Raw genomic sequence first — 22,513 nt, 5'->3', positions numbered from 1 at the left:
CCCTGCAAGCTCGGGCTTTCCGCCTGAGCAGCGGCATTTTTTTCAACGACTCCGCCAGTAAATAATTTCCATGCGACAGTGTGTTGATACCGCAACGCGAGCATCCATATAAAATTCTTCTGCCGTGATAGCGTTATCATTGGAGCCATACCGATATCAACAAGCAGAAGACAAACTGCGCGCCGTATGAGGAGACAGTGGCGTGATTCTTGCATCACGGCTCGCAGCATGAGAGGAAAAGAATCGTGAATCTGCGTCGCCTTAAATATTTCGTCAAAATTGTCGACATCGGCAGCCTCACTCAGGCAGCCGAGATCCTGCACATCGCGCAACCCGCCTTGAGCCAGCAACTGGCCACGCTGGAAGGCGAGTGCCGACAGCAGCTGCTGGTACGGACCAAGCGTGGCGTGACGCCTACGGAAGCGGGCACGACCCTGTATCGCCATGCGCAGATCATCCTGCGCCAGGTGGAGCAGGCCCAGAACGACGTCAAGAAATCGGGACAGGCGCTGTCGGGCCAGGTCTCGGTCGGTCTCTCTCCGGGGACCGCCGCCTCGGCATTGTCCCTGCCGCTGCTGCAGACGGTACGGGCGCGCCATCCTGGCGTACTGCTCTACATCAACGAGAACTTTGGCACGACGTTGAGTGAACTGATCATGAACGGGCGCATGGACATGGCGGTCCTGTATGGCGAGAAGTCATTCCCCGGCCTGTCGTACAAGCCCTTGCTCAAGGAAGATCTTTATCTGGTCGCCCCCGCCTGTCTGCACTTCCCTGAACGCGAGATCAGCTTGCGCGAGTTGCGCGATGTGGAATTGCTGCTGCCACGGCCGTACAACTATGTGCGCAAGTACGTCAACGAAGCCTTCATGGGCGCACAGATGGTGCCGCGCGTGGTGGCCGAAATCGAGTCGGCCGCTACCTTGTCGTCGGCTATCGGTGCCGGGCTGGGCGCGACCATCCTGCCCGTGTCAGCCGCGCGCGTGATTGCCTCCTCCGGCAACGCCACGCTCTCGCGTATTGTCGACCCGGTGATACTGGCTCCGTTGTCCCTCTGCGAGTCGGATCATCTTCCCCTGTCCGAACCCGCCAACGCGGTGCGCGAGATCCTGCTGGAGCTGGTGGATGACCTTGCCCGTGACAGCGGGCAGCCGCTCGCCCAGGAACCGTAAACCGGCCTGGATTGGCGGCGGCGGTGCTGCGCGCCAATCCATAAGGTCGCCTTATCCCTTCAAAGCCAATCCGTCTTATCCCATTGCGAGCGGTCCGCGTATATTGAATTCCTGAATATCGATAGCGCCGCACAGGCAAGGAAAGCGATGGATCTCCCCAAGATAAAAGCACTGATCGACTTGCTCAACAGCTCCGGGCTGAGTGCACTTGAACTGGCCGAGGGCGAACACAGCGTGCGCCTGGAACGGCATGCAAATGCAACTGCGCATACGGTGGTGCCGGTGCCGGCCGCTGCCGCCCGCTCCGCGCCTCCCCTGTTTTCTCCCGCCCCTGCGCCCGCTGCAGCAGCGTCCAGCACAGGCAGGGTGATCGCAGCCCCCATGCAAGGCATCTTCCATCTCACACCTGCTCCGGGCGAATCTCCGTTCGTGAAGATCGGCGACGAAGTGCAGTTGGAACAGGTGGTCTGCGTGATCGAAGCCATGAAGATGTTCAACACGGTCGAGTCCGACCAGTCCGGCCGCATTGCAGAGGTACTGGTGAGTTCGGGCAGCGAGGTCAAGGTCGGCCAGGCCCTGTTCCGCCTCGCCTGACCCCGGCCAGGATCGCCCTCGCTCATTCACCCCACACATTCATGCTCAAGAAAGTTCTCATCGCCAATCGTGGCGAAATCGCCCTGCGCATCCAGCGCGCCTGCCGCGAGTTGGGCATCGCTACCGTAGCGGTCTACTCCGAGGCTGACGCCGGTGCCCGTCACGTACGCCTGGCCGATCAGGCACTGTGCATCGGGCGTGCCCATCCCACCCACAGCTATCTCAACAAGCACGCCATCGTCCAGGCCGCGCGCCTGTGCGGTGCCGATGCCGTCCATCCCGGTTACGGCTTCCTGTCCGAGAACGCTGAATTCGCGCAGTTGCTGGAGGATGCCGGGATTGTCTTCATCGGTCCGCTGGCAAAATCCATCCGCGTCATGGGCGACAAGATCGCGGCCAAGCAGGCGATGCTGGCTGCGGGCGTGCCGTGCGTACCCGGCTCCGATGGCGCATTGCCCGCCGATGTCGAGGCACTGAAGCAGATGGCCCGCGACATCGGTTATCCGGTCATCGTGAAGGCAGCCGGTGGAGGCGGTGGCAAGGGCATGCGCGTGGTCCAGCAGGAGAGCGAGCTGGCCGAGGCCGTTGCGTTGACGCGTGAAGAGGCGCGCCGCGCCTTCGGCAATCCGGAGCTGTACATGGAGAAATTCCTGCAGCATCCCCGCCACGTGGAAATCCAGGTCCTGTGCGACAACCACGGCAATGCCTTCTGGCTGGGCGCGCGTGATTGCTCGATGCAGCGCCGTCACCAGAAGGTCATGGAAGAAGCGCCAGCGCCCGGTATCGCCTCCGCATTGCTGGAGCAGGTGGGTCAGCGCTGCGTCGAAGCCTGCCGGCAGATCGACTATCGCGGAGCCGGCACATTTGAATTCCTCTTCGAAGATGGACGCTTCTACTTCATCGAAATGAACACGCGCTTGCAGGTCGAACACCCAGTCACCGAAATGACCAGCGGCATCGATATCGTGCAGGCCCAACTGCGGGTGGCCAGCGGCGAGCCACTGCACCTGCGGCAGCAGGATATCCAGTGCCATGGCCATGCCATCGAGTGCCGCATCAACGCAGAGGATCCCTATACCTTCGCGCCCTCGCCCGGCACCATCAGCACGTGGGAACTGCCCGGCGGCCACGGTGTACGAGTCGATTCCCATGCGGGCGTCGGTTATACGGTACCGCCCTACTATGACTCCATGATCGCCAAGCTGATCGTGCATGCGCCCACCCGCGAGGAGGCGCTGGCCCGCATGCGAGGTGCGCTGGCAGAGATGCGGGTGAGCGGTGTGAGCACCAACCTGGCTCTGCATGGCGACCTGATGACTGAACCCGGCTTTGCTGCAGGGGGCGTCAACATCCATCACCTTGAACACTGGCTCAAGCATCGGAACGCACCGTGAAACCATCGACCAAGCTCAGAGAAATCCCGTCGCCAACGCAACCGGGCAGCGATGCCCACGCCCTGCAGATCAGCCTGCTGGGCGCCAAGGCCATCCTGTTCGAGGCACCGGGCGCGATGGACCTGCCGCAGCAACGCCGTATCTGGGACCTGGCCCAGCGCCTGGCAGCCTGGCCCGAGGTGGCCGAAGTCGTCCCCGGCATGGCCAACCTGATGCTGGTACTGCGCCAGCCGCCCGCCGACATTGCCAGCGTGGAAGGCGCATTGCGCCAGGCATGGGAAGAATCGGTCGAATTGCACATCGAGGGCCGGCACCTGGCGCTCGATGTGATCTATGGCGGGGAGGGTGGACCGCACCTGGCCGACGTCGTGGCCCATACCGGGCTGTCCGTGGATGACATCGTGCAGATGCATGCGGCACCGCTGTACACCGTCTATGCCTTGGGCAGCCATCCTGGCTACTGTTACCTGGGCGGCATGGACCCTCGTATCGCCACCCCCAGGCGCAAAGTGCCGGTGGTACGGCTGCCTGGCGGCTCGGTCTCCATCGGCGGCGAACAGACCGGCGTGTCGGCCTCGGATGGCCCCAGCGGCTGGAACACCATCGGCCACACGCAAATGCGTTTCTTCGATCCGCGCCGGGAACCGCCAGCCATCCTGGCACCGGGCGATACGATCCGTTTCAACATTGCAAAGGTAATCAAATGATCGAGATCCTGGCCACCGGTGCACTGAGCACCGTGCAAGACCTCGGCCGGTTCGGCGTATTGCGCTATGGCGTCGGCACCTCGGGAGCCATGGACGACCTGGCACTGGCCATCGGTAACATCCTGCTGGGCAATGACAGCAATGCTGCCGGGATCGAGGTCCCGATTCTGCCGTTTCGCGTTCGCTTCACCACCGATGCCGATTTTGCGCTGACCGGTGCCGACTGCGAGGCCACGCTGGATGGCCAGCCCGTACCACCCTGGTGGTGCCGGCATGCTCGCCAGGGGCAGGTATTGGCGCTGGGCGTACCGCGCAGCGGTGCGCGCGCTTACCTGAGCGTGGCCGGGGGAATCGATGTCGAGCCGGTACTGGGGTCGCGCAGCACGCAGATGCGCGGCAACTTCGGTGGTTTCGAAGGCCGCCCGCTGAAGAAGGGAGATGCCATCAAGACAGCCTTGCGCCAAGGTGAGTTGACGCCGGTATCGGGCATTTCTTCCAGCGGCTTCGGCGTGCGTCCACCGCAACTGGGATTGCCGCTGACGCTGTCGGGAAGCCAGGAGCAGATCCCCGTGCGCGTACTTCCGGCGGGCGAATATGAGGGCTATACGGCGCAATCGCTGGAGGCGTTCTGGCAGCAGCCTTGGCAGGTCACGCCGCAAAGCGATCGTTATGGCTACCGTCTCGAAGGACCGGGACTGCAGGCGGCGCGCCCCATGGAAATGCGCTCGCACGGGATCGTGCCCGGCGTGATCCAGGTCCCCCACAGCGGGCAGCCCATCATCCAGTTGCGCGATGCCCAGCCTTCGGGCGGCTATCCCAAGGTGGGCACCGTTATCGAAGCCGACCTGTGGCGTCTGGGGCAGGCGCGCATTGGCCAGTCACTGCGTTTCATTCGGGTGGACCATGCGCAGGCCAGCGCCGCGCTGGAAGAAAAGGCGCTCTATCTCGCGCAATTGCAACAAGCGGTGCAGATGCAACGCAAGATCTGGAACAGCTGAGGTGGCCATGGACATTGAACAATTACAGGCGCTGGTCACACTGACGGAGCAGGGCCGACTGGCGGTACTGGAACTGCGCCGCCCGGGAGAGCGAGTACGCCTGGAGGGACCGGCTCACCTGGATAACCGGGTTGAGGCAGCACTGCCGACAGTCTCGCAGGGCGATAAGACAGCGCAGGTCATGGCACCTGGTTTCGGTCATCTCGTCACGCAACATCCGCTGCGCTCCGCTCCTTTCGTGACCAACGGCAATGTGGTGAAACCGGGTGACATCCTCGCACTGATCCAGGTCGATGAACTGTACCTGCCGGTCACCAGCCAGGACGCTGGCTCGGTACGCAGCCTCACGGCAGCGCAAGGTCTGGTCGGCTACGGTACGCCGCTTTTTGAAATTGACGCCTGAGCGACAATCGCGTTGCATTCGGGAAACCAAGGATACACATGAAGATCGATCTCAATGCCGACATCGGCGAAGGCTACGGCCATTACCGCATGGGTGATGACGAAGCGCTCATGGACATCATCACCTCGGCCAATATTGCTTGTGGCTTCCACGCTGGCGACCCGGTGATCATGGACCGCACCTTGCGCCAGGCTGCTGCTCGCGGTATCGATATCGGTGCCCACGTCGGGTTTCCCGACATGCTTGGCTTCGGCCGGCGAGTGATCCAGGCCGATCCGCAGGAACTGGCCAAATACGTGCTTTACCAGCTGGGCGCACTCTCCGGCCTGGCACGGGCAGCCGGTTGCCGGGTGGGACACATGAGTTTCCATGGTGCACTGGGCAATATGGCGGCCGCCGATGATGCGCTGGCCGAACCGCTGCTCAGCGCGATCGCGCAATTCGACCCCGAGATCATCATCAGCGTCTCGACCAATACGGCCATCGAACGCGCAGCCGTACGCCACGGCCTGCCGTGTGCCACGGCCTTCCTGGCTGACCGTGCCTACGACGACCAGGGGGCCCTGGTTTCGCGCAAGCTGCCCGGTGCCGTCATCGAGGACAAGCAAGCCGTACTGCAGCGTGTGGTGGAGCTCCTGCGTACCGGCAGCGTCGCCTCCATTACCGGGACGCCGCTGCCCATGCCGGTAAAGCAAATCCTGGTGCACGGCGATACGCCGGGTGCCGTGGCCCTGGCGCGCGCCATCCGCAGTGCCATCGAAGAGGCCGGGGGCAGCGTCACCCCGGTAAGCCAGCTGCTCTAGCGTATTGGCCTGGCTGGACATAAGCAGTGCTTATCCCCTCAAAGCCAATCCGTCTTAGTCCGAACCGCGCCTGCGCGCTATATTCAACTCAGCGGGCCGCCCAAGTGGCGGCCCCATACTGGAGATCTTCACATGCCTTTTTCTGATTACAAGACCGCACTTGTCACGGGTGCCTCCACCGGCATGGGCGCAGCCATCGTCGAACGTTTCTGCAAGGAAGGACTGGAGGTGCACGCACTGGCCCGCAGCGAAGGGGCACTCAAGGAACTTGCGGCACGTACCGGTTGCATCCCGCATGTGGCCGACGTCCGTGACCTGCCCACATTGACTCGTCTGGCACAGCAATACCAGTTCGACGTCCTGGTCAACAATGCCGGCATTTCGACGCCCGGTTCGATCCTCAATGCCAGCGAGAGTGACGTCGACGCGCAGGTCGAAATCAACCTGCAAGCGGTCCTGCACCTGGTACGCCTGATCATGCCCGGCATGGTCGAACGTGATCGGGGCCACATCGTCAACATCAGCTCGATTGCCGCCATCTACAACTTCAACGGCAACTCCATCTATCACGCCACCAAGGCCGGCATCCACGCCCTCTCACGCCAGCTGCGGGTCGATGCCACCGGCAAACGGGTGCGCGTCACCGAGATCTGCCCCGGCCGCGTGGCCACCGATATCTTCGGACATGTGCATGGCGATATCGAGGCCGCACGCAAACAATTCATCGACGGCTTCGAGCTTCCGCAGGCCTCGGATATTGCGGATGCCATCGCCTTTGCCGTCTCGGCCCCCATCGCCGTCAACATCAGCAACATCGAAATCCTCCCGACGCTGCAGGTACCGGGCGGCCTGACCACCATCAAGCCGCAGGACTGAGTCCGGCGGCCTTCATTTTCACCAGAGAGAGAACCCATATCATGGAACATATCGGCGCACGCAAGAATCCGTCTTCGCCGCAGGCCCCTGCGGCCATCATCGAGCAGCTCAAGAGCATCCCGTCGGCACTCATCAGCGACAACATGCGCCGTCTGGCGGGCACCTCCAACCTGCGTCCCATGTATCAGGGCGAGCAACTGGTCGGTACCGCCGTGACGGTACGCGTGCGCCCCGGGGATAATCTCGCCATCCATCGCGCTTTCGACTACTGTCGCCCGGGTGACGTGATGGTCATCGACGGTGGTGGTGATACGACCCAGGCGCTGATGGGCGAGATCATGACCACCTACGCCCGCACCATCGGCATTGCGGGACTCGTGATCGACGGTGCCATTCGCGACGTAGCAGGGATTCGTGAGATGGGCTATCCGGTATTTGCCCGTGGAGCGACGCATAAAGGTCCGTACAAATGCGGCCCCGGCGAAATCAATGTCCCGGTCAGCATCGACGGCCTGGTCATCAATCCGGGCGATATCATCGTGGCGGACGAAGACGGTATCGTCGCATTCGCCCAGTCCGAAGCATCGTACCTGATCGAAAAGGCGCTGCAACAGATCCAGCGCGAACAAGACACCATGACCGCGATCCGCGAAGGCCGCTACGACCGTTCCTGGATTGACGCGCTCGAAGCCAACAGCGCCGGCTGACGCCAATTCTGCGAGTGCAGCACCACCTGCGCCAAATGGCGTTTGCGCGCAGGTGTCAATAAATAAAACGATATCGGAGACAGACCAGATGAAAACAGCCATCGCCGTTACCCGGGCGACCTTCCCGGACATCCTGGAGCGCCTGCAGACGCGCTTCGACGTACTCGACAATCAACAGGACGTATTGTGGAGCCAGCCTGAGCTCATCGCACGCCTTCAAGGCAAGGTCTGCGCGGTGACCCATGGCAGCGACCGCATCGATGCCACATTGCTGGATGCCTGTCCGCAATTGCGCGCAGTGTGCAACGTCGGCGTGGGCTACAACAACATCGATGTAGAGGCCTGCAACCAGCGCGGCGTACTGGTCACCAATACCCCGGACGTGCTCACCGAGACCACGGCGGATTTCGGCTTCGCCTTGCTGATGGCCACCGCGCGCAGAATCGCCGAATCCGATCGCTACGTGCGCGCGCGGCAATGGAACAAGACGGGGATCTACGACATGCTGCTGGGAGCCGACGTCCACGGCAGTACCCTGGGCATCTTTGGCATGGGCCGCATCGGCCAGGCCATTGCCCGGCGCGGCGCGCATGGTTTCGGCATGCGTGTGATTTATCACAACCGCAGTCGCCTGGATCCCTTGATCGAACAATCCTGCAATGCGGCCTATGTGGATCGCCAGACGTTGCTGTCGCAAGCAGATCACCTGATCGTAGTGGTCCCCTACTCTGCTTCGTCCCATCATGCGATCGGTGCTGCGGAACTGGCGCTGATGAAGCCCACCGCCACCCTGGTCAATATCGCACGCGGCGGCGTCATCGATGATGCCGCCCTGGCCCAGGCGCTGCGCGCCGGCACGATCGCCGCAGCCGGACTGGATGTCTTCGAGGGTGAGCCCAATGTGCGGCCGGACCTGCTGGACATTCCCAATGCGGTCCTGACCCCGCACATCGGCAGTGCCTCCATCCAGACGCGACGCGCCATGGCACTGCTGGCAGTACGCAACCTGGAAGCCGTCTGTGCCGCACCGGTACCGGCGGTACTGACCCCGGTCAATCCGGAACTGCTCTCCAGTCCCTCTCGTTTGCGTCGCTGACGCGTTTGCTGATGCCGGTTGCCGCCATGCGCGTGATTCTTGCAATACGCCATGGCCGCGTACTTGCACGCGCCAGATCGTGACCGGCCGCGAGCTCGGACAGCCCCAAAATGGGGCTTGCTGCACCACCAGAGACGAAGGATGCACCACCATTTCAGAAACTTATCGGATCAGATGAAAAGCGTCTTTTCTTATCGTTTTTGAACCGCGTATTCTCTCTGCAAACGAGTTGTCATTGCCAACACGCATACCGTGGGCGCATCAGTAAAGGAGAAACGCCATTAACCTCAACCTCAATTTTGCAGCCGTCCTGCAAGGGCAATATGCCGACTTGCTGGTCAAGGGCCTGCTGCTTACTCTGGAGCTGACGGTTGCGTCCTGGCTCGTGGCGATGCTGCTGGGGACCTTGCTGGCCACCATGCGCATGAGCGGTCACCGGCTTGCCATGGGCATCGTATCGTGCTTCGTGGCCTACCACCGCAATGTACCGATGCTGGTGCAGATCATGATGTGGTATTTCGCGCTGCCCTCATTGCTGCCTGACGAGGCCCAGATGTGGATCAACCAGTTCAACGGTGAATTCCTCTACTCCGTCATTGCCATCGGCTTGTGCATGGCCGCCTATGTATCGGAAGACATCCGCAGCGGCCTGCGGGCGATTCCGGCTGGCCAGTTCGAAGCCTCGCGGGCACTGGGTCTGAGCTATCTGCGCACCATGCGTTTCGTGATCCTGCCGCAGGCACTGCGCATTGCGGTGCCGCCCCTGATCAACCATACCGTGCTGCTGTTCAAGAACACCAGTCTGGCCATGGCCATTGGTGTGGCCGAGCTGACCTACGCCACGCGACAACTGGAGAACTACACGTTCCGCACCTTTGAAGCCTATCTCATCGCCAGTGTCGGCTACCTGGCCTTGTCCCTGGCACTGATGGCAGCAGGCGAGGCAATCTCGCGTCACTACAAGATTCCAGGAAGCCGCTAAATCATGTTCGATATCCTGCACAACTACTGGGAACTGCTGCTGCTCGGGCAATATCCGCACGGTGCGCTGGGCGGACTGGCCATCACCCTGATCCTTTCATTGCTGGGTCTGGGCCTTGCCTTTCCTGTCAGTATCCTGCTGGCCCTGGCCCGCATCAGTCCGATGGCCGTATTCCGTGTTCCGGCAACCATGCTGGTCTACACCATCCGCGGCATTCCACTGATCATGGTGATCTTCTGGGTGTATTTCTTCCTGCCCTTGCTGATCGGCCGGACCATCACCGGTTTCACCACCATGCTGTGTACCCTGGTGATCTACCAGAGCGCCTACCTCTGCGAGGTCATCCGCGCCGGTATCGAAGCGCTGCCCAAAGGACAGCTCGAAGCTTCGCGTGCACTGGGGCTGGGGTATTTCCGCACGCTGCGCTTCGTGATCCTGCCGCAGGCCTTGTACAACATGATGCCCAGCATGATCAGCCAGTTCGTCTCGACCATCAAGGAAACCTCGTTGGGTTACGTGATCAACGTGCCCGAGGTGACCTTCGCAGCCAATCAGGTCAACAACCAGTTGCTGACCAAACCGCTGGCGGTCTTTTCACTACTGGCCCTGATCTATTTCGTCCTGTGTTTCTCCTTTACGGAGCTGGCGGACTACATCGAGCGCCGCATTACCAACAAGCGCGCCGGCAAGGCACGCAAGAACAAGCCGGATGTTGGCAGCAAGCTGTCCATGACCGCGCTTCCCGCAGCAGCAAGCAAGGAGAATTCATGATTATCTTCACTGACGTCAACAAGTGGTACGGCAATTACCATGCCCTGGTCAACGTCAATGCCCAGGTCAAGCGTGGTGAGGTCGTGGTTGTCTGCGGTCCCTCGGGCTCCGGCAAGTCCACCATGATCCGGACGGTCAACCGTCTCGAGGACATCCAGCAAGGACAGATTGCCTTCGATGGCCAGGACGTCAATGCCGCCGGGCTTGACCTGAACAAGTTCCGTACCCGCGTGGGTTTCGTGTTCCAGCAGTTCAACCTGTTTCCGCACCTGTCGGTGATGGACAACATCATCCTTTCGCCGACCCGGGTCAACGGTCTCAAGCGCCAGGCTGCGCGCGAAAAGGCAATGAGCTTGCTGGAGCGCGTGGGCCTGTCTTCCAAGGCCGACTCCTTCCCGGGCCAGCTCTCCGGCGGCCAGCAGCAGCGTGTGGCCATCGCCCGGGCATTGGCCATGGACCCGCCGGCCATGCTCTTCGATGAACCCACCTCGGCGCTGGACCCCGAAATGGTGGGCGAAGTGCTCAACGTCATGAAGAGTCTGGCGCGCGATGGCATGACCATGATGTGCGTCACGCATGAAATGGGATTTGCCCGGGAAGTGGCCGACCAGGTCTGGTTCATGGATGCAGGGACCATCCTCGAACGAGCTACGCCCGAGAAGTTCTTCACCAGCCCGGAACATCCGCGCGCGCAGCGTTTCCTTTCCGACCTGCGCTCGCACTGAGCCGCGCGGTGCGACACCGGCAACAAGTTGCAGTCCACGGAATTCGTCCTGATCAAGCGGATTCGACCCAAGGTCTCCTGCCGGCAGGCAGGGGCAATCATTCATCAAGACCTGTTCCAAGAAAAACTGAGGAGCCTTACATCATGAAATTGAATCGCATCGCTGGTGCCTTCCTGTTCTGTAGCGCGATCGGCATCATCCCGCAGGCCAACGCGGACCAGTTGCAAGAGGTCCAGGCACGCAAGGAGTTGATCTGTGGCGTCTATGCGGATGTCGTTCCGTTCTCGTATCCCGACCCCAAGACGCGCGCGCTGGTGGGGATGGATGTGGACCTGTGCAACGCGCTGGCCAAGGAAATGGGCCTCAAGCCCACGCTCAAGCCCTTGTCGGTCGAGGCGCGCATTTCGGAAGTGAAGATGGGACGCGTCGATCTGGTCATCGCCAACCTGGCCTACACCAAGACCCGCGGCGAACAGATCGAGTTCAGCAATGCCTACTACATCACCAAGGAGGTATTGCTGGTCAAGAAGGCCGACGCCGGCAAGACTCTGGCTGATTTCGAAGGCAAGCGCATCAGTGCAGCCAAGGGATCGACCTCGGAACAGTCGATCTACATGTCGGTCAAGAATGGCCAGGCAGTGACCTTCCAGGATTCCGGATCGGCCTATCTGGCCCTGCAGCAGAACAAGGTGAACGGCTTCGTCACCAACATGATGACGGCCATCCAGTATGCCCAGGAGACCAAGGGCAGTCCTAACGAACTGGCGATCCTGCGCGAACCGATGGCGCTGGAACCGATCGGAGCCGGCATGCGCAAGGGCGAGCCTGCCTTTGCGGCGGCGGTCAACAAGGGCCTGATGGCATTGGAGAGTTCGGGTGAATTCAAGAAGATCTGGGACAAGTGGCTCGGTCCGGATACCCGCTATGGCATCACCCGTACTGAAAAAATCGCACCGCTGAGCGAATTGAAGTTCCAGCCCATGCCCTGAATGTTGTCTTTGCATCCCCTGGAAGTTGCTTGAGGCAGTGTCACCTGAGTGTGGTGACTTTTCGGGGATTGGCGGCAGTTGCCAATCCCCTTTTTCTTTTCGGTCTTCGCAGGTTGCCGTTGTCACGCCCGCCCTTCCCCCGCGTCTCGCTTTATTTCCCATCTCATGTCTCCCAAGGATCTTTTTGCTGTCCTCATCGCCATCGCGGTGTGGGCGGGCAACATCATCGCCGTCAAAGCCGGTGTCGCTGAACTGCCACCGTTGTTGATGACGGCCATGCGGCTGGCCATGGTCGGTGTCGTGTTGCTGCCCTTCGCGCCGCCGTGGCGCATCGCGCGCACACAATGGAAGTGGATCGTGATGCTGTCGGCCACGTTCTCGACCTTGCATTTTTCTCTGATGTTCATCGGGCTGGGCATGGCGGAGGCGGGCACCGGTGCCATCCTGCTGCAGATGGGAACGCCCCTGGCGATCGTTCTGGGCGTGCTGCTGTTCGACGAAACGATGGCACGTCGTCATTGGGTCGGGCTGGCCGTCTCGCTGATGGGCGTGGCCATCCTTACCTTCAGCCCCTCGATGCCCGGAGTACTCGCCTCATTTCTGCTGCTGGGCAGTGCGCTCGCGTGGGCGGCCTCGAACATCATCGTCAAGCACGCCCGTATCCCCGATCTGATGGCGATGATGTGCTGGTCTTCCTTGCTGGGCGTGCCGCAGGTGCTGCTGGCATCGTGGATGTTTGAACACGGACAGGCTCATGCCGTCATGGAGGCCAGTTGGCATGCATGGCTGGCCACGGCCTATTGTGCGTTGGGTTCATCGGTGCTCGGCTACTGGATCTGGTATCGCCAGCTGGAGCGCTATCCGGTGAGCAAGCTGGCCCCCTATTCGCTGCTGACGCCTGTATTGTCCACACTTCTTGGGGTGTGGCTGCTGAAAGACAGCGCCAATCTCATCAAGATCATTGGTATCTCTACGGCAGTATTGGGTGTGGGCGTATTAAACAGCACGCGGGTTGAGGGGAAACAATAGGGTTGGCTGTGCTTGGCAGACATTGATTGTTGATGTGCACGCAGAATTGCTCCTCTCCCTCTGCCCTACTTCCCTTGCCGTCCGAAGGCTTCCACACGGTCGTACCACCGTCAGTATCCCGGTTCGTTCAACTCCGCGAAGCTTATCCCTTATCGGGTCAACGGCCTGGTGCCGATCAATCGTACGGATGAGAATGCCATCAACAAGAAGGGCCGCCATGCAAATGGCGGCCCTTCTTTTCATTCCAATCGGCAGGCTTACTTGGCCGCCTTCTTCTTGTCACCAATGCGGCTTTCCTTGCCCGCCAGCAGATTGCCGATGTTCTTGCGATGGCGATAGATCAGCAGTGCCGCCATGGCGACCACGGCCAGCAGGATGCCATCGGTCGTGCCGAACAGCAGGCCGTAATAGAACGGTGCAAACAGCGCTGCCACCAGCGCTGCCAGCGAGGAATAACGGAAGGCGAAGGCCACCACCAGCCAGGTCGCCAGCGTGGCCAGACCGAGCCACGGGTTCAGCGCCAGCAGGATGCCCAGTGCAGTAGCCACGCCCTTGCCGCCGACGAAGCGGAAGAACACCGGCCACAGGTGCCCGAGGAAGACAGCCAGCGTCACCAGCGCGATGCCGGTATCGTCCACGCCATAGTGCGGACCGAATTTCTGCGCCAGCCACACCGCCAGCCAGCCCTTGAAACCGTCGCCCAGCAAGGTGAGCACAGCTGCCTTCTTGTTGCCGCTGCGCAGGACATTGGTCGCGCCCGGATTCTTGGAGCCGTAGGTGCGCGGATCGGAGAGGCCGAACAGCTTGGACACCAGCACCGCAAAGGACAGTGAACCGATCAGGTAGGCCGCGATGGCAAAGAGGATGTTGTACATGAGGTGGGGCTTTCTGCTTTTGCTTTCTGTTGTCTCTGTTATCGGGGAGCGGCGTCAGCGCGCGTCAAGTGTCGTCAAGTTTGAGCGTGACGGTTCACACTGCATCGGCCAGTGCACACTGCACCGCCTTGGCCGGCAACACTTTCAGGATCACCGCCGGATCGATGCCGATCAGGAAACCGCGCCGGCCGCCGTTGATGTAAATCTTGTCCAGTTCGAGGATGGTCGACTCCACATAGACCGGCATGGTCTTGCGCGTGCCGAAGGGCGAAGTACCGCCGATCAGGAAACCTGAATGACGATTGGCCACCTCCGGCTTGCACGGCTCGACCGACTTGCAGCCTATCTGGCGCGCCAGATTCTTGGTGGAGACCTTGCAATCGCCATGCATGAGTACCAGCAGCGGCTTGGCGGCCTCGTCCTGCATCACCAGGGTCTTGATGACCGCATGCTCATCCACACCGAGTTCGCGCGAGGACACCGAGGTGCCGCCGTGCTCCTCGTAGGCGTAGGGATGCTCGGTGAACGCCACGCCCTGCTTGCGCAGGAATTGCGTGGCGGGAGTTTCGGAGATGTGTTCTTTCTTGGCGCTCATCGGTCTCTTCCTGACGGCACACTGACCGGCCGCACAGGCCGGCCGGGCCGTCATGGGCGCACATTATGCCGCAAGATCAGCCGCGGGGGTGATGTGCGGCATGCAGTTGCTTGAGGCGTTCGCGTGCGACGTGGGTATAGATCTGGGTGGTGGAAATGTCGGCATGCCCCAGCAGCAGCTGCACCACGCGCAGGTCGGCCCCATGGTTGAGCAGGTGCGTGGCAAAGGCATGGCGCAGCGTGTGCGGCGACAGGCGCACCGTAATACCGGCCTGCAGCGCGTATTTCTTGATGAGGGTCCAGAACATCTGGCGCGTCATCGGCCCGCCGCGCGCGGTGACGAAGAGCGCATCATCGATCTGTCCCTGCAGGATCTGGCTGCGCGCCTCGGCCAGATAGCGCGCCATCCACGCACCAGCTTCCTCGCCAAACGGCACCAGGCGCGTCTTGCTGCCCTTGCCGGTCACGCGCAGCACGCCTTCATTCATGCCGACCTCGATGCTCTTCAAGGTCACCAGTTCCGAGACCCGCAAGCCGCTGGCATACATCAACTCGATCATGGCGCGATCACGCAGGCCCAGCGGCGTGGACACATCGGGCGCGGCCAGCAGCGCTTCCACCTGACCTTCCGACATGGTCTTGGGCAGACGCTGCGGCTGGCGTGCCGAACGCAGCTTCAGGCAGGGATCGGCGGTGACGTGATGTTGGCGCAGGGCCAGCTGGAAGAAGCGCTTCAACACCGCCAGGCGGCGATTGGAGGAACTGGGCTTGGTCTCATCGTGGCGCGCCGCGAAATAGGCGTTGAGATCTTCGGCCTGCGTCTCGTAAAGGGCCTTGGCGCGCTCCTGATACAGCCAGTGGGCGTACAGGGTCATGTCGCGCCGGTAGGCGTCGAGCGTATTTTTGGACAGGCCATCTTCCAGCCACAGGCTGTCACAGAATTCGTCGATGGCCTCGCGGCTCACGGACGGGGCTTCGATCTTTGGTGTGGTGCGTCCCATGCGTCTTCTTCAGTATCCCGCCACGCCTTCATGGCGCAGCAGCCAGCGCTTGACCTCCAGATGGAAGCCATCCTCATCGTCATGATGCGAGAAGCCGCCCAGGCCGCCCGCCGCCGTCACCCGATGACAGGGGATCACCAGCGGATACCAGTTGGCCCCGCAAGCCTGACCGACCGCGCGCGGTCCGGACTGGATGCGCTTGGCGACCTGGCCATAGGTCAGCACCTGACCACAGGGAATCTCGGCAATGGCATGCCAGACGCGCTGCTGGAAGGCGCTGCCCACGCTCACCAGCGGCAGTTCGAAACAAAAAGCGGGGTCAGCCAGATAACGCGTGATCTGCTGCACCGCCTGCGCGGCCACGGCATCGGTGGCGTCCTTCTCGGCGTAGTGCGGCGGCAGGTAGACCATCTCGACCAAGGCCCCGGCTTGGGTGCGCACCCCCATGCCGCCGAAGGGCGTGTGCACCACGGCGGAAAACAGGGCGGACAATTGGGAATCTGCTGGGGTCATCGTGAGCCGTGGCATGGACCTGGGGCAGCTATTGTAAGCAATTCACGCGCGGGCTTGATACCATCAGGCAAAACTTGATGGAGACCGCATGAGCACCGCCCCCTTGCACACCGAACCCGACCACCTGGTCATCACCGCCCCCACGCTCAAATCCGGCATGGTCTGGGTGGAACAGTGCCTGGGCGTTTCCATGGCACCGCGCATCGGCGGCCAGCATGTGCGGCTGGGCACGCACAACGCACTGCTGTCGCTGGGCGAAGGCTTCTACCTCGAAGTCATCACCATCGACCCCAACGCCGATGCGCCCGAGCGGCCGCGCTGGTTCGGCATGGATCATCTGGGCAAGGACGCTGCGCCCCGCCTGGCGCACTGGGTGGCCCGCACCAGCGATATCGCGGCGGCCGTGGCGGCCAGCCCCGTTTCACCGGGCGTGATCGAACCCATGAGCCGCGGTGCGCTGGACTGGCTCATCACCATCGCCGCCGATGGAACATTGGCCTGCGAGGGCGTGATGCCGTCGCTGATCCAGTGGCTCAGCCAGCCGCACCCGGCCAGCGCCCTGCCCGACCGCGGATGCCGTTTGCAGCAACTGGTTCTGGAACATCCCGCCGCGCAGGATCTGCAGGCCGCATGCCGGGCCATCGGACTGGACGATGCGCGTATCGTGTTGCAGGAAGGAAAGCAGGCCAGCCTGCGTGCTGTGGTGTCGACGCCACACGGGGAGCGGGTACTGGGCTGACGGCGGCGTGCGGGAGGTAAAACATATAAACCGTATAAACGATTTATACACATCATCAGCACCACGCGACACAAAGAAAAAAGGCGCATCCGCGGATGCGCCTTCAAAATACTCCAGATGCATTCCCGACCGTTTGAACGGTTTCAATCGAATGCACGTCTCCTCAGTTTCCCGGTATTGATACCGTTTGTCATGCACCACCCGCTTTGTATTCGGTGCTGCCTCGCCACGCCCGGACCGATGTGTCGGAGGGGTCGCCGCCAAGGCAAGTACATCAACAACTCACTAAAAAAACCTAAAACAAAACTCGATTGCCAGGGCGGCAAGTGCACGCTGCCGATTCAGCAAAGCACGCACTTTAGCAGCACTTTGTGCCGTCTCAAAGCACTTTTTCAGGGCAAAACCAACATACTTTTCAGCAACTTGACAGACATCTGACGAAATCGGCACCGGCCTGGTGCAACCCAGGTAACGGCGCCGATTTCATCGTCTCAGGACATGGCTGCGGATCAGTTGTAGATCAGGTTCGGCAGCCACAGCGACAGGCCCGGCCAGTAGGTCACCAGCGCCAGGAAACCGAGCATGGTCAGCAGCCACGGCATGACCGCAATGGTCAGTTCGGTGATGCCCATCTTGGTGATGCCCGAGGCCACATACAGGTTCAGCCCCACCGGCGGATGGCACATCCCCACTTCCATGTTGACCACGATGAGGATGCCGAAGTGCACCGGATCGATGCCCAGCTTCATCGCCACCGGGAACAGGATCGGTGCCAGGATCAGCACGATCGACGACGGCTCCATCACGTTACCGGCCAGCAGCAGCAGGATGTTGACCACCAGCAGGAAGGTGATCGGTCCCAGTCCCGAATCGGTGATCCATGCCGCCATCGTCTGCGGGATGTTTTCACTGGTCACCAGGAAAGAGAACAGCACCGCATTGGTGATGATGTAGAGCAGCATGGCCGACATCGACGCCGAATCCAGCAGTACCTTGGGCACCTGCTTCAGGCTCAGGTCCTTGTAGACGAAGACCGCGATGAAGAAGGCATACACCGCCGCCATGGCCGCTGCTTCCGTAGGCGTGAAGACACCGGTGTAGATGCCGCCCATGACGATGACGATCAGGAACAGGCCCCAGCCGCTCTTGCGGAAGGCTGCAGCGCGCTCGGCCCAGGTCGCCTTCTTCAGACGCGGATAATTGTTCTTGCGCGCCAGGAACCAGGTGGTCAGGCCCAGCAGGAAGGCCAGCAGCAAACCCGGCACCACGCCCGCCATGAACAATTTGCCCACCGAGGTATTGGTGGAGACCGAATACATCACCATCACGATGGAAGGCGGGATCAGGATGCCCAATGCGCCGGAAGTCGTGATCACCCCCGCGCCGAAGCGATTCGGGAATCCCTGCTTGACCATTGCCGGCAGGATGATGGAGCCGATGGCCACCACAGTGGCCGGCGACGAGCCCGACACCGCTGCGAACAGCGCACAGGCCAGCACCCCGGCCAGCGCCAGGCCACCGTGCCAGTGGCCGACCATGGAGGTGGCGAAGTTGATCATGCGCCGCGCCACACCGCCGTGGGTGAGGAAATTGCCAGCGAGGATGAAGAACGGGATCGCCATGATCTCGAACTTCTCGATGCCCGTGAACAGCTTCAGCGCCACCGACTGGATCGGCACATCGGTCATCGTGAACAGGAAAGTCAGGACCGTCAGGCCGAGCGAGATCGAGATGGGCATCCCGGTCAGCATCAGCCCGAACAGCAAGACGAAAATGATCAGTGCATTCATGCTTTACCTCCGCTGGTTTCTTCGTCCAGACCTTCCACGTGGGCGTGGTCATGTTTGGGCAACTCGCCGGTGCGATAAAAATTCCACGCGACCTGGAGGAAACGGAAGCACATCAGGTACGACCCCAGCGGCACGGCCAGGTAGACGATCCACATCGGCAGCTCCAGCACCTCGGAGGTGCTGTCGTGCTGCGCGATGTCGTAGACGAATTCGGCACCGAAAGTCCCGACGATGCCGGTAAAAAGCGCACCGGCAAACAGGCCCAGCAGCACGAACTTGTTGCGCCACGGGGTGTTCATGCGGTTGATGAGCACATCGACGCCGACGTGGATGCCGGTGCGCACGCCGTAAGCGGCGCCGAACTTGGCCATCCACACGAACATGAAGATGCACAGCTCCTGGGCCCAGCTCATGTTGATCTGGATGAGCTGGTCCTGCAGCCAGGGAATATCCAGGCCCGAGGCGTAGCGGTGTACCACCGCCACGAAAATGATGAAGGTGGCCGCGGCCATGAGGAACGCGATCAGCCACTCTTCCAGGTGGTCGAGTAACTTCATGAAGTCTCCTTGCGCCAGCAGGCCGATACCACAGCGGTATCAGCCCATGACATTGCTTGTTCGGATTGTTCTTCTCTGCAATGCGCCCGCTTCATTGCGAAGGCGGGCGCCCGTTGGAGCCAACGGATTTACTTCTGGCCCAGCGCAGCCGATTCCTTGTTGACGGCGTCGATCAGGTCCTTGCCGATGCGGCTGGCCATCTGCTGCTGTACCGGCAGCAGCGCCTTGCGCCACTCCGCTTTCTGGGCATCGGTCAGGCGGTAGACGGTAGTCTTGCCGGTCTTTTCGACGGCGGCGAGCGCCGCATCGTTTTCCTGCTGGGCGATGGCGTTGGCGTACTTGGTCGCATCCTTCATGGCGCCTTCGAGTTGGGTGCGCACGTCGGAGGGCAGGCCGTCCCAGAACTTCTTGTTGACGATCACCGCATAGCCCAGGTAGCCGTGGTTGGAGACGGTGACGTGCTTCTGCACTTCATGCATCTTCTGGGTGTACAGGTTCGAGGGCGGGTTCTCGGTGCCATCGACCACGCCGGTCTGCAGCGCCTGGTAGACCTCGGAGAAGGCCAGCACCTGCGGGTTGGCACCCAGTGCGCGCATCTGGGCATCCAGCACCTTGGAGGACTGGATGCGCATCTTCAGGCCACGGAAGTCCGACGGCTGATGCAGCGGCTTGTTGGCCGACATCACCTTGAAACCGTTGTCCCAGTAGGCCAGGCCGGTGATGCCCTTGGGCTCCAGCTTCTTGAACAGGTCCTTGCCGATCGGACCTTCGGTCACCCGGTACAGCACGTCCTTGCTGGGGAAGATGTAAGGCAGGTCGAAGACTTCGAACTCCTTCACGCCCAGCGGACCGAACTTGGCCAGCGACGGCGCCAGCATCTGCACGGCACCGAGTTGCAGGGCTTCCAGTTCTTCCTTGTCCTTGTACAGGGTGCTGTTGGGATAGACCTCGACCTTCACGCGGCCCTTGGTGGCCTTCTCGGCCAGCTCCTTGAAACGCTCGGCGGCCTTGCCTTTGGGCGTGTCGTTGGCCACCACGTGACTGAACTTGATGATGATGGGCTGTTGCGCGAAAGCGCTGGCAACCAGGCCTGCATTGACGACAGTCGCCGCAGCCAGCGCAAAGACGATGGACTTCAGTTTCATGCTTGTCTCCCCAATGAGATGGAAATGATTTAGTTAGTAATTTTTATGGACTAAGGCCGGTCTTGGCGGGGACCGGATTGTGCTGGCGAATTTTGCGCGGCCTCACCAAAACGGAGCAAGTGTGGTTAACCACAATGTCCCTGCCGTCCACTTCCCGCCACGCAGGAAGCTGGCGCAAGCTTTTGGGCGCGGCTACACTGGCGGCGTCATGAAAACCGTCCCGCCGCCCCCGATCGCTCCCCAGCCCGATGCCGCCTCGCAGCTGCAGGCCTCCGGCCGCAAGACCACCATGCGCTGGCTGATCCCTTTCCTGCTGGTGTGCCTGTTCCTGGCCACGCTGATCTGGCTGCCGCGCCAGGCACAGCAGATGGAAGCCAGCGAACGGCTCGAGCAACTGATCGCCGATTCGCTGTGGGTGGAACAGGCGATCCGCTTCCAGCTCAGCCGCGATGACGAGAGCATGCGCATCATCGGCCGCGAGATCAGCAACGGCCGCCTGCATCAGGATCATTTCCGCAGCCGCCTGAACGCCCTGCTGCGCAACAACCGCGAGTTCTATCGCGTGACCTGGTTCAATGCCGAAGGCCATCCGGTCGCTTCAACCGATGATCTGCCGATCAGCCGCAAGGATCTCTCGCAACCCTCGCTGATGACGGCCGACCGCGCGCGCCAGATGCGCCGCCCGCTCTACAGCCCGCCGGCCATCCCGCCCGGCATCGCCGAGCCGATGCTGATGGACTATCACGTGCCGCTGTTCCATGACAATCACTACATCGGCAGCCTGGTGGCCAGCTATGCGGTGGCACGCATCCTCAACGAGATGGTGCCGTGGTGGTTCGCCCAGGACAATGAAATCTCGCTCACCGATACCGATGACAACGTAGTGGCACGCCGCACCTCGGGCGGACCGGGCCTGAACGTCTACACCCATCGGCGTGAACTGGAGCTGCCGGGCTTGACGCTGGTGCTGCATACCAATAGCACCAAGAGCGCACCCAAGCTGCTGCCCAACCTGCTGGTGGGTTCGGTGATCGTGCTCTCGCTGGGTCTGCTGTGGAGCCTGTGGGCGCTGTGGCGCGACATCAACCGCCGCACCAAGGCCGAGAAGGCCCTGCTCAACGAAGCCGTGTTTCGCGCGGCGATGGAAAACTCGCTGGTCACCGGCATGCGCGCCCGCGACCTGCAGGGCCGCATCACCTACGTCAATCCGGCCTTCTGCAAGATGGTCGGCTTCGCGGCGGAAGAACTGGTTGGCAAAATCCCGCCCATGCCTTACTGGGCGCCGGAAGCGATGGATGAATACCAGGAGCGATTCTCCAACGTGCTGGCCGGGCGCGCCACGCCGCAATTCGAGACCATCTTCCAGCGCCGCGACGGCGAGCGCTTCCCGGTGCTGATCTTCGAATCGCCGCTGGTGGACCAGGATGGCAAGCAGACCGGATGGATGGGTTCCATCCTCGACATTTCCGAACGCAAGCGCGCCGAAGACCTCAACCGCACCCAGGAAGAAAAGCTGCAGGCCAGCGCCCGCCTGGCCAGCATGGGCGAGATCGCCTCGACCCTGGCGCACGAGCTGAACCAGCCGCTGGCGGCCATCTCCAGCTATACCACCGGGGCGCTGAACATGATGCAGCAGGGCCAGGCCGATCCCAAGGCGCTGCAGCCGGCGCTGGAAAAGATCCACACCCAGGCCCAGCGCGCCGGCCACGTGATCCGCAGCGTGCACCAGTTCGTCAAGAAGCGCGAACCGGCGCGCCAGCGTCTGCAGATCCGGCAGCTGGTGGACAACGTGGCCCCGCTCATCGAATTGCAGGCCCAGCAGTTCTTCGTGGTGCTGCAATGGCAGGTGCCCAAGTCGCTGCCGCCTGTGCTGGGCGATCAGGTGCTGCTGGAGCAGGTGATCCTGAACCTGACCCGCAACGGCATCCAGGCCATGGCCGCCGTTCCCTCCGCGCGTCGCATCCTGCGCGTGACCGCCGAGCTGACCCGCAATGACGATGGTGCAGAATCGGTCACGGTCTCGGTGATCGACCAGGGGCACGGGATTGCCGAA

The 22,513-nt window shown here is 61.7% G+C and carries 24 protein-coding genes; 17 read left to right on the top strand and 7 right to left on the bottom strand.

Annotated features, from left to right (window positions below; all coding sequences use genetic code 11):
• The first annotated feature begins 245 nt into the window (after nucleotides 1-245).
• The 15 genes from nac to B3873_RS05725 all read left to right on the top strand — a co-directional run bounded on the left by nac (nucleotide 246) and on the right by B3873_RS05725 (nucleotide 13,246).
• Complete coding sequence (gene nac / locus B3873_RS05795; RefSeq protein ID WP_286864577.1) at nucleotides 246-1,172, top strand: nitrogen assimilation transcriptional regulator NAC; 927 nt, start codon at nucleotides 246-248, stop codon at nucleotides 1,170-1,172.
• A gap of 147 nt (nucleotides 1,173-1,319) precedes the next feature.
• A complete protein-coding gene (accB, locus tag B3873_RS05790; RefSeq protein WP_286864575.1) occupies nucleotides 1,320-1,766 on the top strand; it encodes an acetyl-CoA carboxylase biotin carboxyl carrier protein in 447 nt (148 codons plus the stop codon).
• A 41-nt stretch (nucleotides 1,767-1,807) separates the two neighbouring features.
• Complete coding sequence (gene accC, locus B3873_RS05785) at nucleotides 1,808-3,160, top strand: acetyl-CoA carboxylase biotin carboxylase subunit (RefSeq protein WP_286864574.1); 1,353 nt, start codon at nucleotides 1,808-1,810, stop codon at nucleotides 3,158-3,160.
• Nucleotides 3,161-3,183: 23 nt separating this feature from the next.
• Nucleotides 3,184-3,867 carry a 5-oxoprolinase subunit PxpB gene (pxpB, locus tag B3873_RS05780; RefSeq protein WP_414651524.1) on the top strand — a complete coding sequence of 228 codons (684 nt, stop codon included), beginning with the start codon at nucleotides 3,184-3,186 and terminating at the stop codon, nucleotides 3,865-3,867.
• Nucleotides 3,864-4,865: a biotin-dependent carboxyltransferase family protein gene (locus B3873_RS05775; protein WP_286864573.1), complete on the top strand. Its 1,002-nt coding sequence runs from the start codon at nucleotides 3,864-3,866 to the stop codon at nucleotides 4,863-4,865. The genes pxpB and B3873_RS05775 overlap by 4 nt, the downstream gene beginning before the upstream one ends.
• A 7-nt stretch (nucleotides 4,866-4,872) precedes the next feature.
• Nucleotides 4,873-5,268: a biotin/lipoyl-containing protein gene (locus tag B3873_RS05770; protein WP_286864572.1), complete on the top strand. Its 396-nt coding sequence runs from the start codon at nucleotides 4,873-4,875 to the stop codon at nucleotides 5,266-5,268.
• Between the two features lie 38 nt (nucleotides 5,269-5,306).
• Complete coding sequence (locus B3873_RS05765; RefSeq protein ID WP_286864571.1) at nucleotides 5,307-6,071, top strand: LamB/YcsF family protein; 765 nt, start codon at nucleotides 5,307-5,309, stop codon at nucleotides 6,069-6,071.
• 132 nt (nucleotides 6,072-6,203) lie between these two features.
• The gene (locus tag B3873_RS05760; RefSeq protein WP_286864570.1) at nucleotides 6,204-6,947 is read left to right on the top strand and encodes an SDR family oxidoreductase; all 744 of its coding nucleotides are present in this window, start codon (nucleotides 6,204-6,206) and stop codon (nucleotides 6,945-6,947) included.
• 41 nt (nucleotides 6,948-6,988) lie between these two features.
• The gene (locus tag B3873_RS05755; protein WP_121037570.1) at nucleotides 6,989-7,654 is read left to right on the top strand and encodes an RraA family protein; all 666 of its coding nucleotides are present in this window, start codon (nucleotides 6,989-6,991) and stop codon (nucleotides 7,652-7,654) included.
• 88 nt (nucleotides 7,655-7,742) lie between these two features.
• Nucleotides 7,743-8,750: a 2-hydroxyacid dehydrogenase gene (locus B3873_RS05750; protein WP_286864567.1), complete on the top strand. Its 1,008-nt coding sequence runs from the start codon at nucleotides 7,743-7,745 to the stop codon at nucleotides 8,748-8,750.
• A gap of 280 nt (nucleotides 8,751-9,030) precedes the next feature.
• Nucleotides 9,031-9,732: an amino acid ABC transporter permease gene (locus B3873_RS05745; protein ID WP_252697645.1), complete on the top strand. Its 702-nt coding sequence runs from the start codon at nucleotides 9,031-9,033 to the stop codon at nucleotides 9,730-9,732.
• 3 nt (nucleotides 9,733-9,735) lie between these two features.
• Entirely contained in the window at nucleotides 9,736-10,503 is a 768-nt protein-coding gene (locus B3873_RS05740; protein WP_121037580.1) for an amino acid ABC transporter permease, read from the top strand.
• Nucleotides 10,500-11,228 (top strand): amino acid ABC transporter ATP-binding protein, encoded by a 729-nt coding sequence (locus tag B3873_RS05735; RefSeq protein ID WP_286864565.1) that lies wholly within the window; start codon nucleotides 10,500-10,502, stop codon nucleotides 11,226-11,228. Before B3873_RS05740 ends, B3873_RS05735 begins: the two co-directional genes overlap by 4 nt.
• A 143-nt stretch (nucleotides 11,229-11,371) precedes the next feature.
• Nucleotides 11,372-12,217, top strand: a complete 846-nt coding sequence (locus tag B3873_RS05730; protein ID WP_121037586.1) for an ABC transporter substrate-binding protein — start codon at nucleotides 11,372-11,374, stop codon at nucleotides 12,215-12,217.
• Nucleotides 12,218-12,382: 165 nt separating this feature from the next.
• Nucleotides 12,383-13,246 carry a DMT family transporter gene (locus B3873_RS05725; RefSeq protein WP_286864563.1) on the top strand — a complete coding sequence of 288 codons (864 nt, stop codon included), beginning with the start codon at nucleotides 12,383-12,385 and terminating at the stop codon, nucleotides 13,244-13,246.
• 257 nt (nucleotides 13,247-13,503) lie between these two features.
• Here B3873_RS05725 and plsY read toward each other — a convergent pair whose 3' ends face one another.
• From plsY to B3873_RS05705, 4 genes are all read right to left on the bottom strand, one after another.
• A complete protein-coding gene (gene plsY / locus B3873_RS05720) occupies nucleotides 13,504-14,121 on the bottom strand; it encodes a glycerol-3-phosphate 1-O-acyltransferase PlsY (protein ID WP_039790087.1) in 618 nt (205 codons plus the stop codon).
• A gap of 94 nt (nucleotides 14,122-14,215) precedes the next feature.
• Nucleotides 14,216-14,716 carry an aminoacyl-tRNA deacylase gene (locus B3873_RS05715; RefSeq protein WP_209532450.1) on the bottom strand — a complete coding sequence of 167 codons (501 nt, stop codon included), beginning with the start codon at nucleotides 14,714-14,716 and terminating at the stop codon, nucleotides 14,216-14,218.
• Nucleotides 14,717-14,792: 76 nt separating this feature from the next.
• Nucleotides 14,793-15,716, bottom strand: a complete 924-nt coding sequence (gene xerD, locus B3873_RS05710; protein ID WP_039790089.1) for a site-specific tyrosine recombinase XerD — start codon at nucleotides 15,714-15,716, stop codon at nucleotides 14,793-14,795.
• 9 nt (nucleotides 15,717-15,725) lie between these two features.
• On the bottom strand, nucleotides 15,726-16,229 hold the full coding sequence (locus tag B3873_RS05705; RefSeq protein WP_286864559.1) for a methylated-DNA--[protein]-cysteine S-methyltransferase: 504 nt from the start codon (nucleotides 16,227-16,229) through the stop codon (nucleotides 15,726-15,728).
• Between the two features lie 88 nt (nucleotides 16,230-16,317).
• Here B3873_RS05705 and B3873_RS05700 point away from each other — a divergent pair, with 88 nt between their 5' ends.
• Complete coding sequence (locus B3873_RS05700; protein ID WP_286864557.1) at nucleotides 16,318-16,968, top strand: VOC family protein; 651 nt, start codon at nucleotides 16,318-16,320, stop codon at nucleotides 16,966-16,968.
• Nucleotides 16,969-17,477: 509 nt separating this feature from the next.
• Here B3873_RS05700 and B3873_RS05695 read toward each other — a convergent pair.
• From B3873_RS05695 to B3873_RS05685, 3 genes are all read right to left on the bottom strand, one after another.
• A complete protein-coding gene (locus tag B3873_RS05695; RefSeq protein ID WP_039790093.1) occupies nucleotides 17,478-18,758 on the bottom strand; it encodes a TRAP transporter large permease in 1,281 nt (426 codons plus the stop codon).
• The gene (locus tag B3873_RS05690) at nucleotides 18,755-19,315 is read right to left on the bottom strand and encodes a TRAP transporter small permease (protein ID WP_252697635.1); all 561 of its coding nucleotides are present in this window, start codon (nucleotides 19,313-19,315) and stop codon (nucleotides 18,755-18,757) included. The genes B3873_RS05695 and B3873_RS05690 overlap by 4 nt, the downstream gene beginning before the upstream one ends.
• Nucleotides 19,316-19,443: 128 nt before the next feature.
• Entirely contained in the window at nucleotides 19,444-20,460 is a 1,017-nt protein-coding gene (locus B3873_RS05685; RefSeq protein ID WP_121037606.1) for a TRAP transporter substrate-binding protein, read from the bottom strand.
• Nucleotides 20,461-20,668: 208 nt separating this feature from the next.
• On the opposite strand from B3873_RS05685, the gene B3873_RS05680 reads away from it, so the two are divergent.
• Nucleotides 20,669-22,513, top strand: a 1,845-nt coding sequence (locus B3873_RS05680; RefSeq protein ID WP_286864551.1) for a PAS domain S-box protein, incomplete at its 3' end; no start/stop codon positions are given.

Origin of the sequence: Herbaspirillum sp. UBA812, assembly GCF_002296545.1 — a bacterium.
GTDB lineage: Bacteria > Pseudomonadota > Gammaproteobacteria > Burkholderiales > Burkholderiaceae_D > Herbaspirillum > Herbaspirillum huttiense.
The sequence above is the reverse complement of the archived record's forward strand: the minus strand, read 5'-3'. Positions and strand labels throughout refer to the sequence as shown.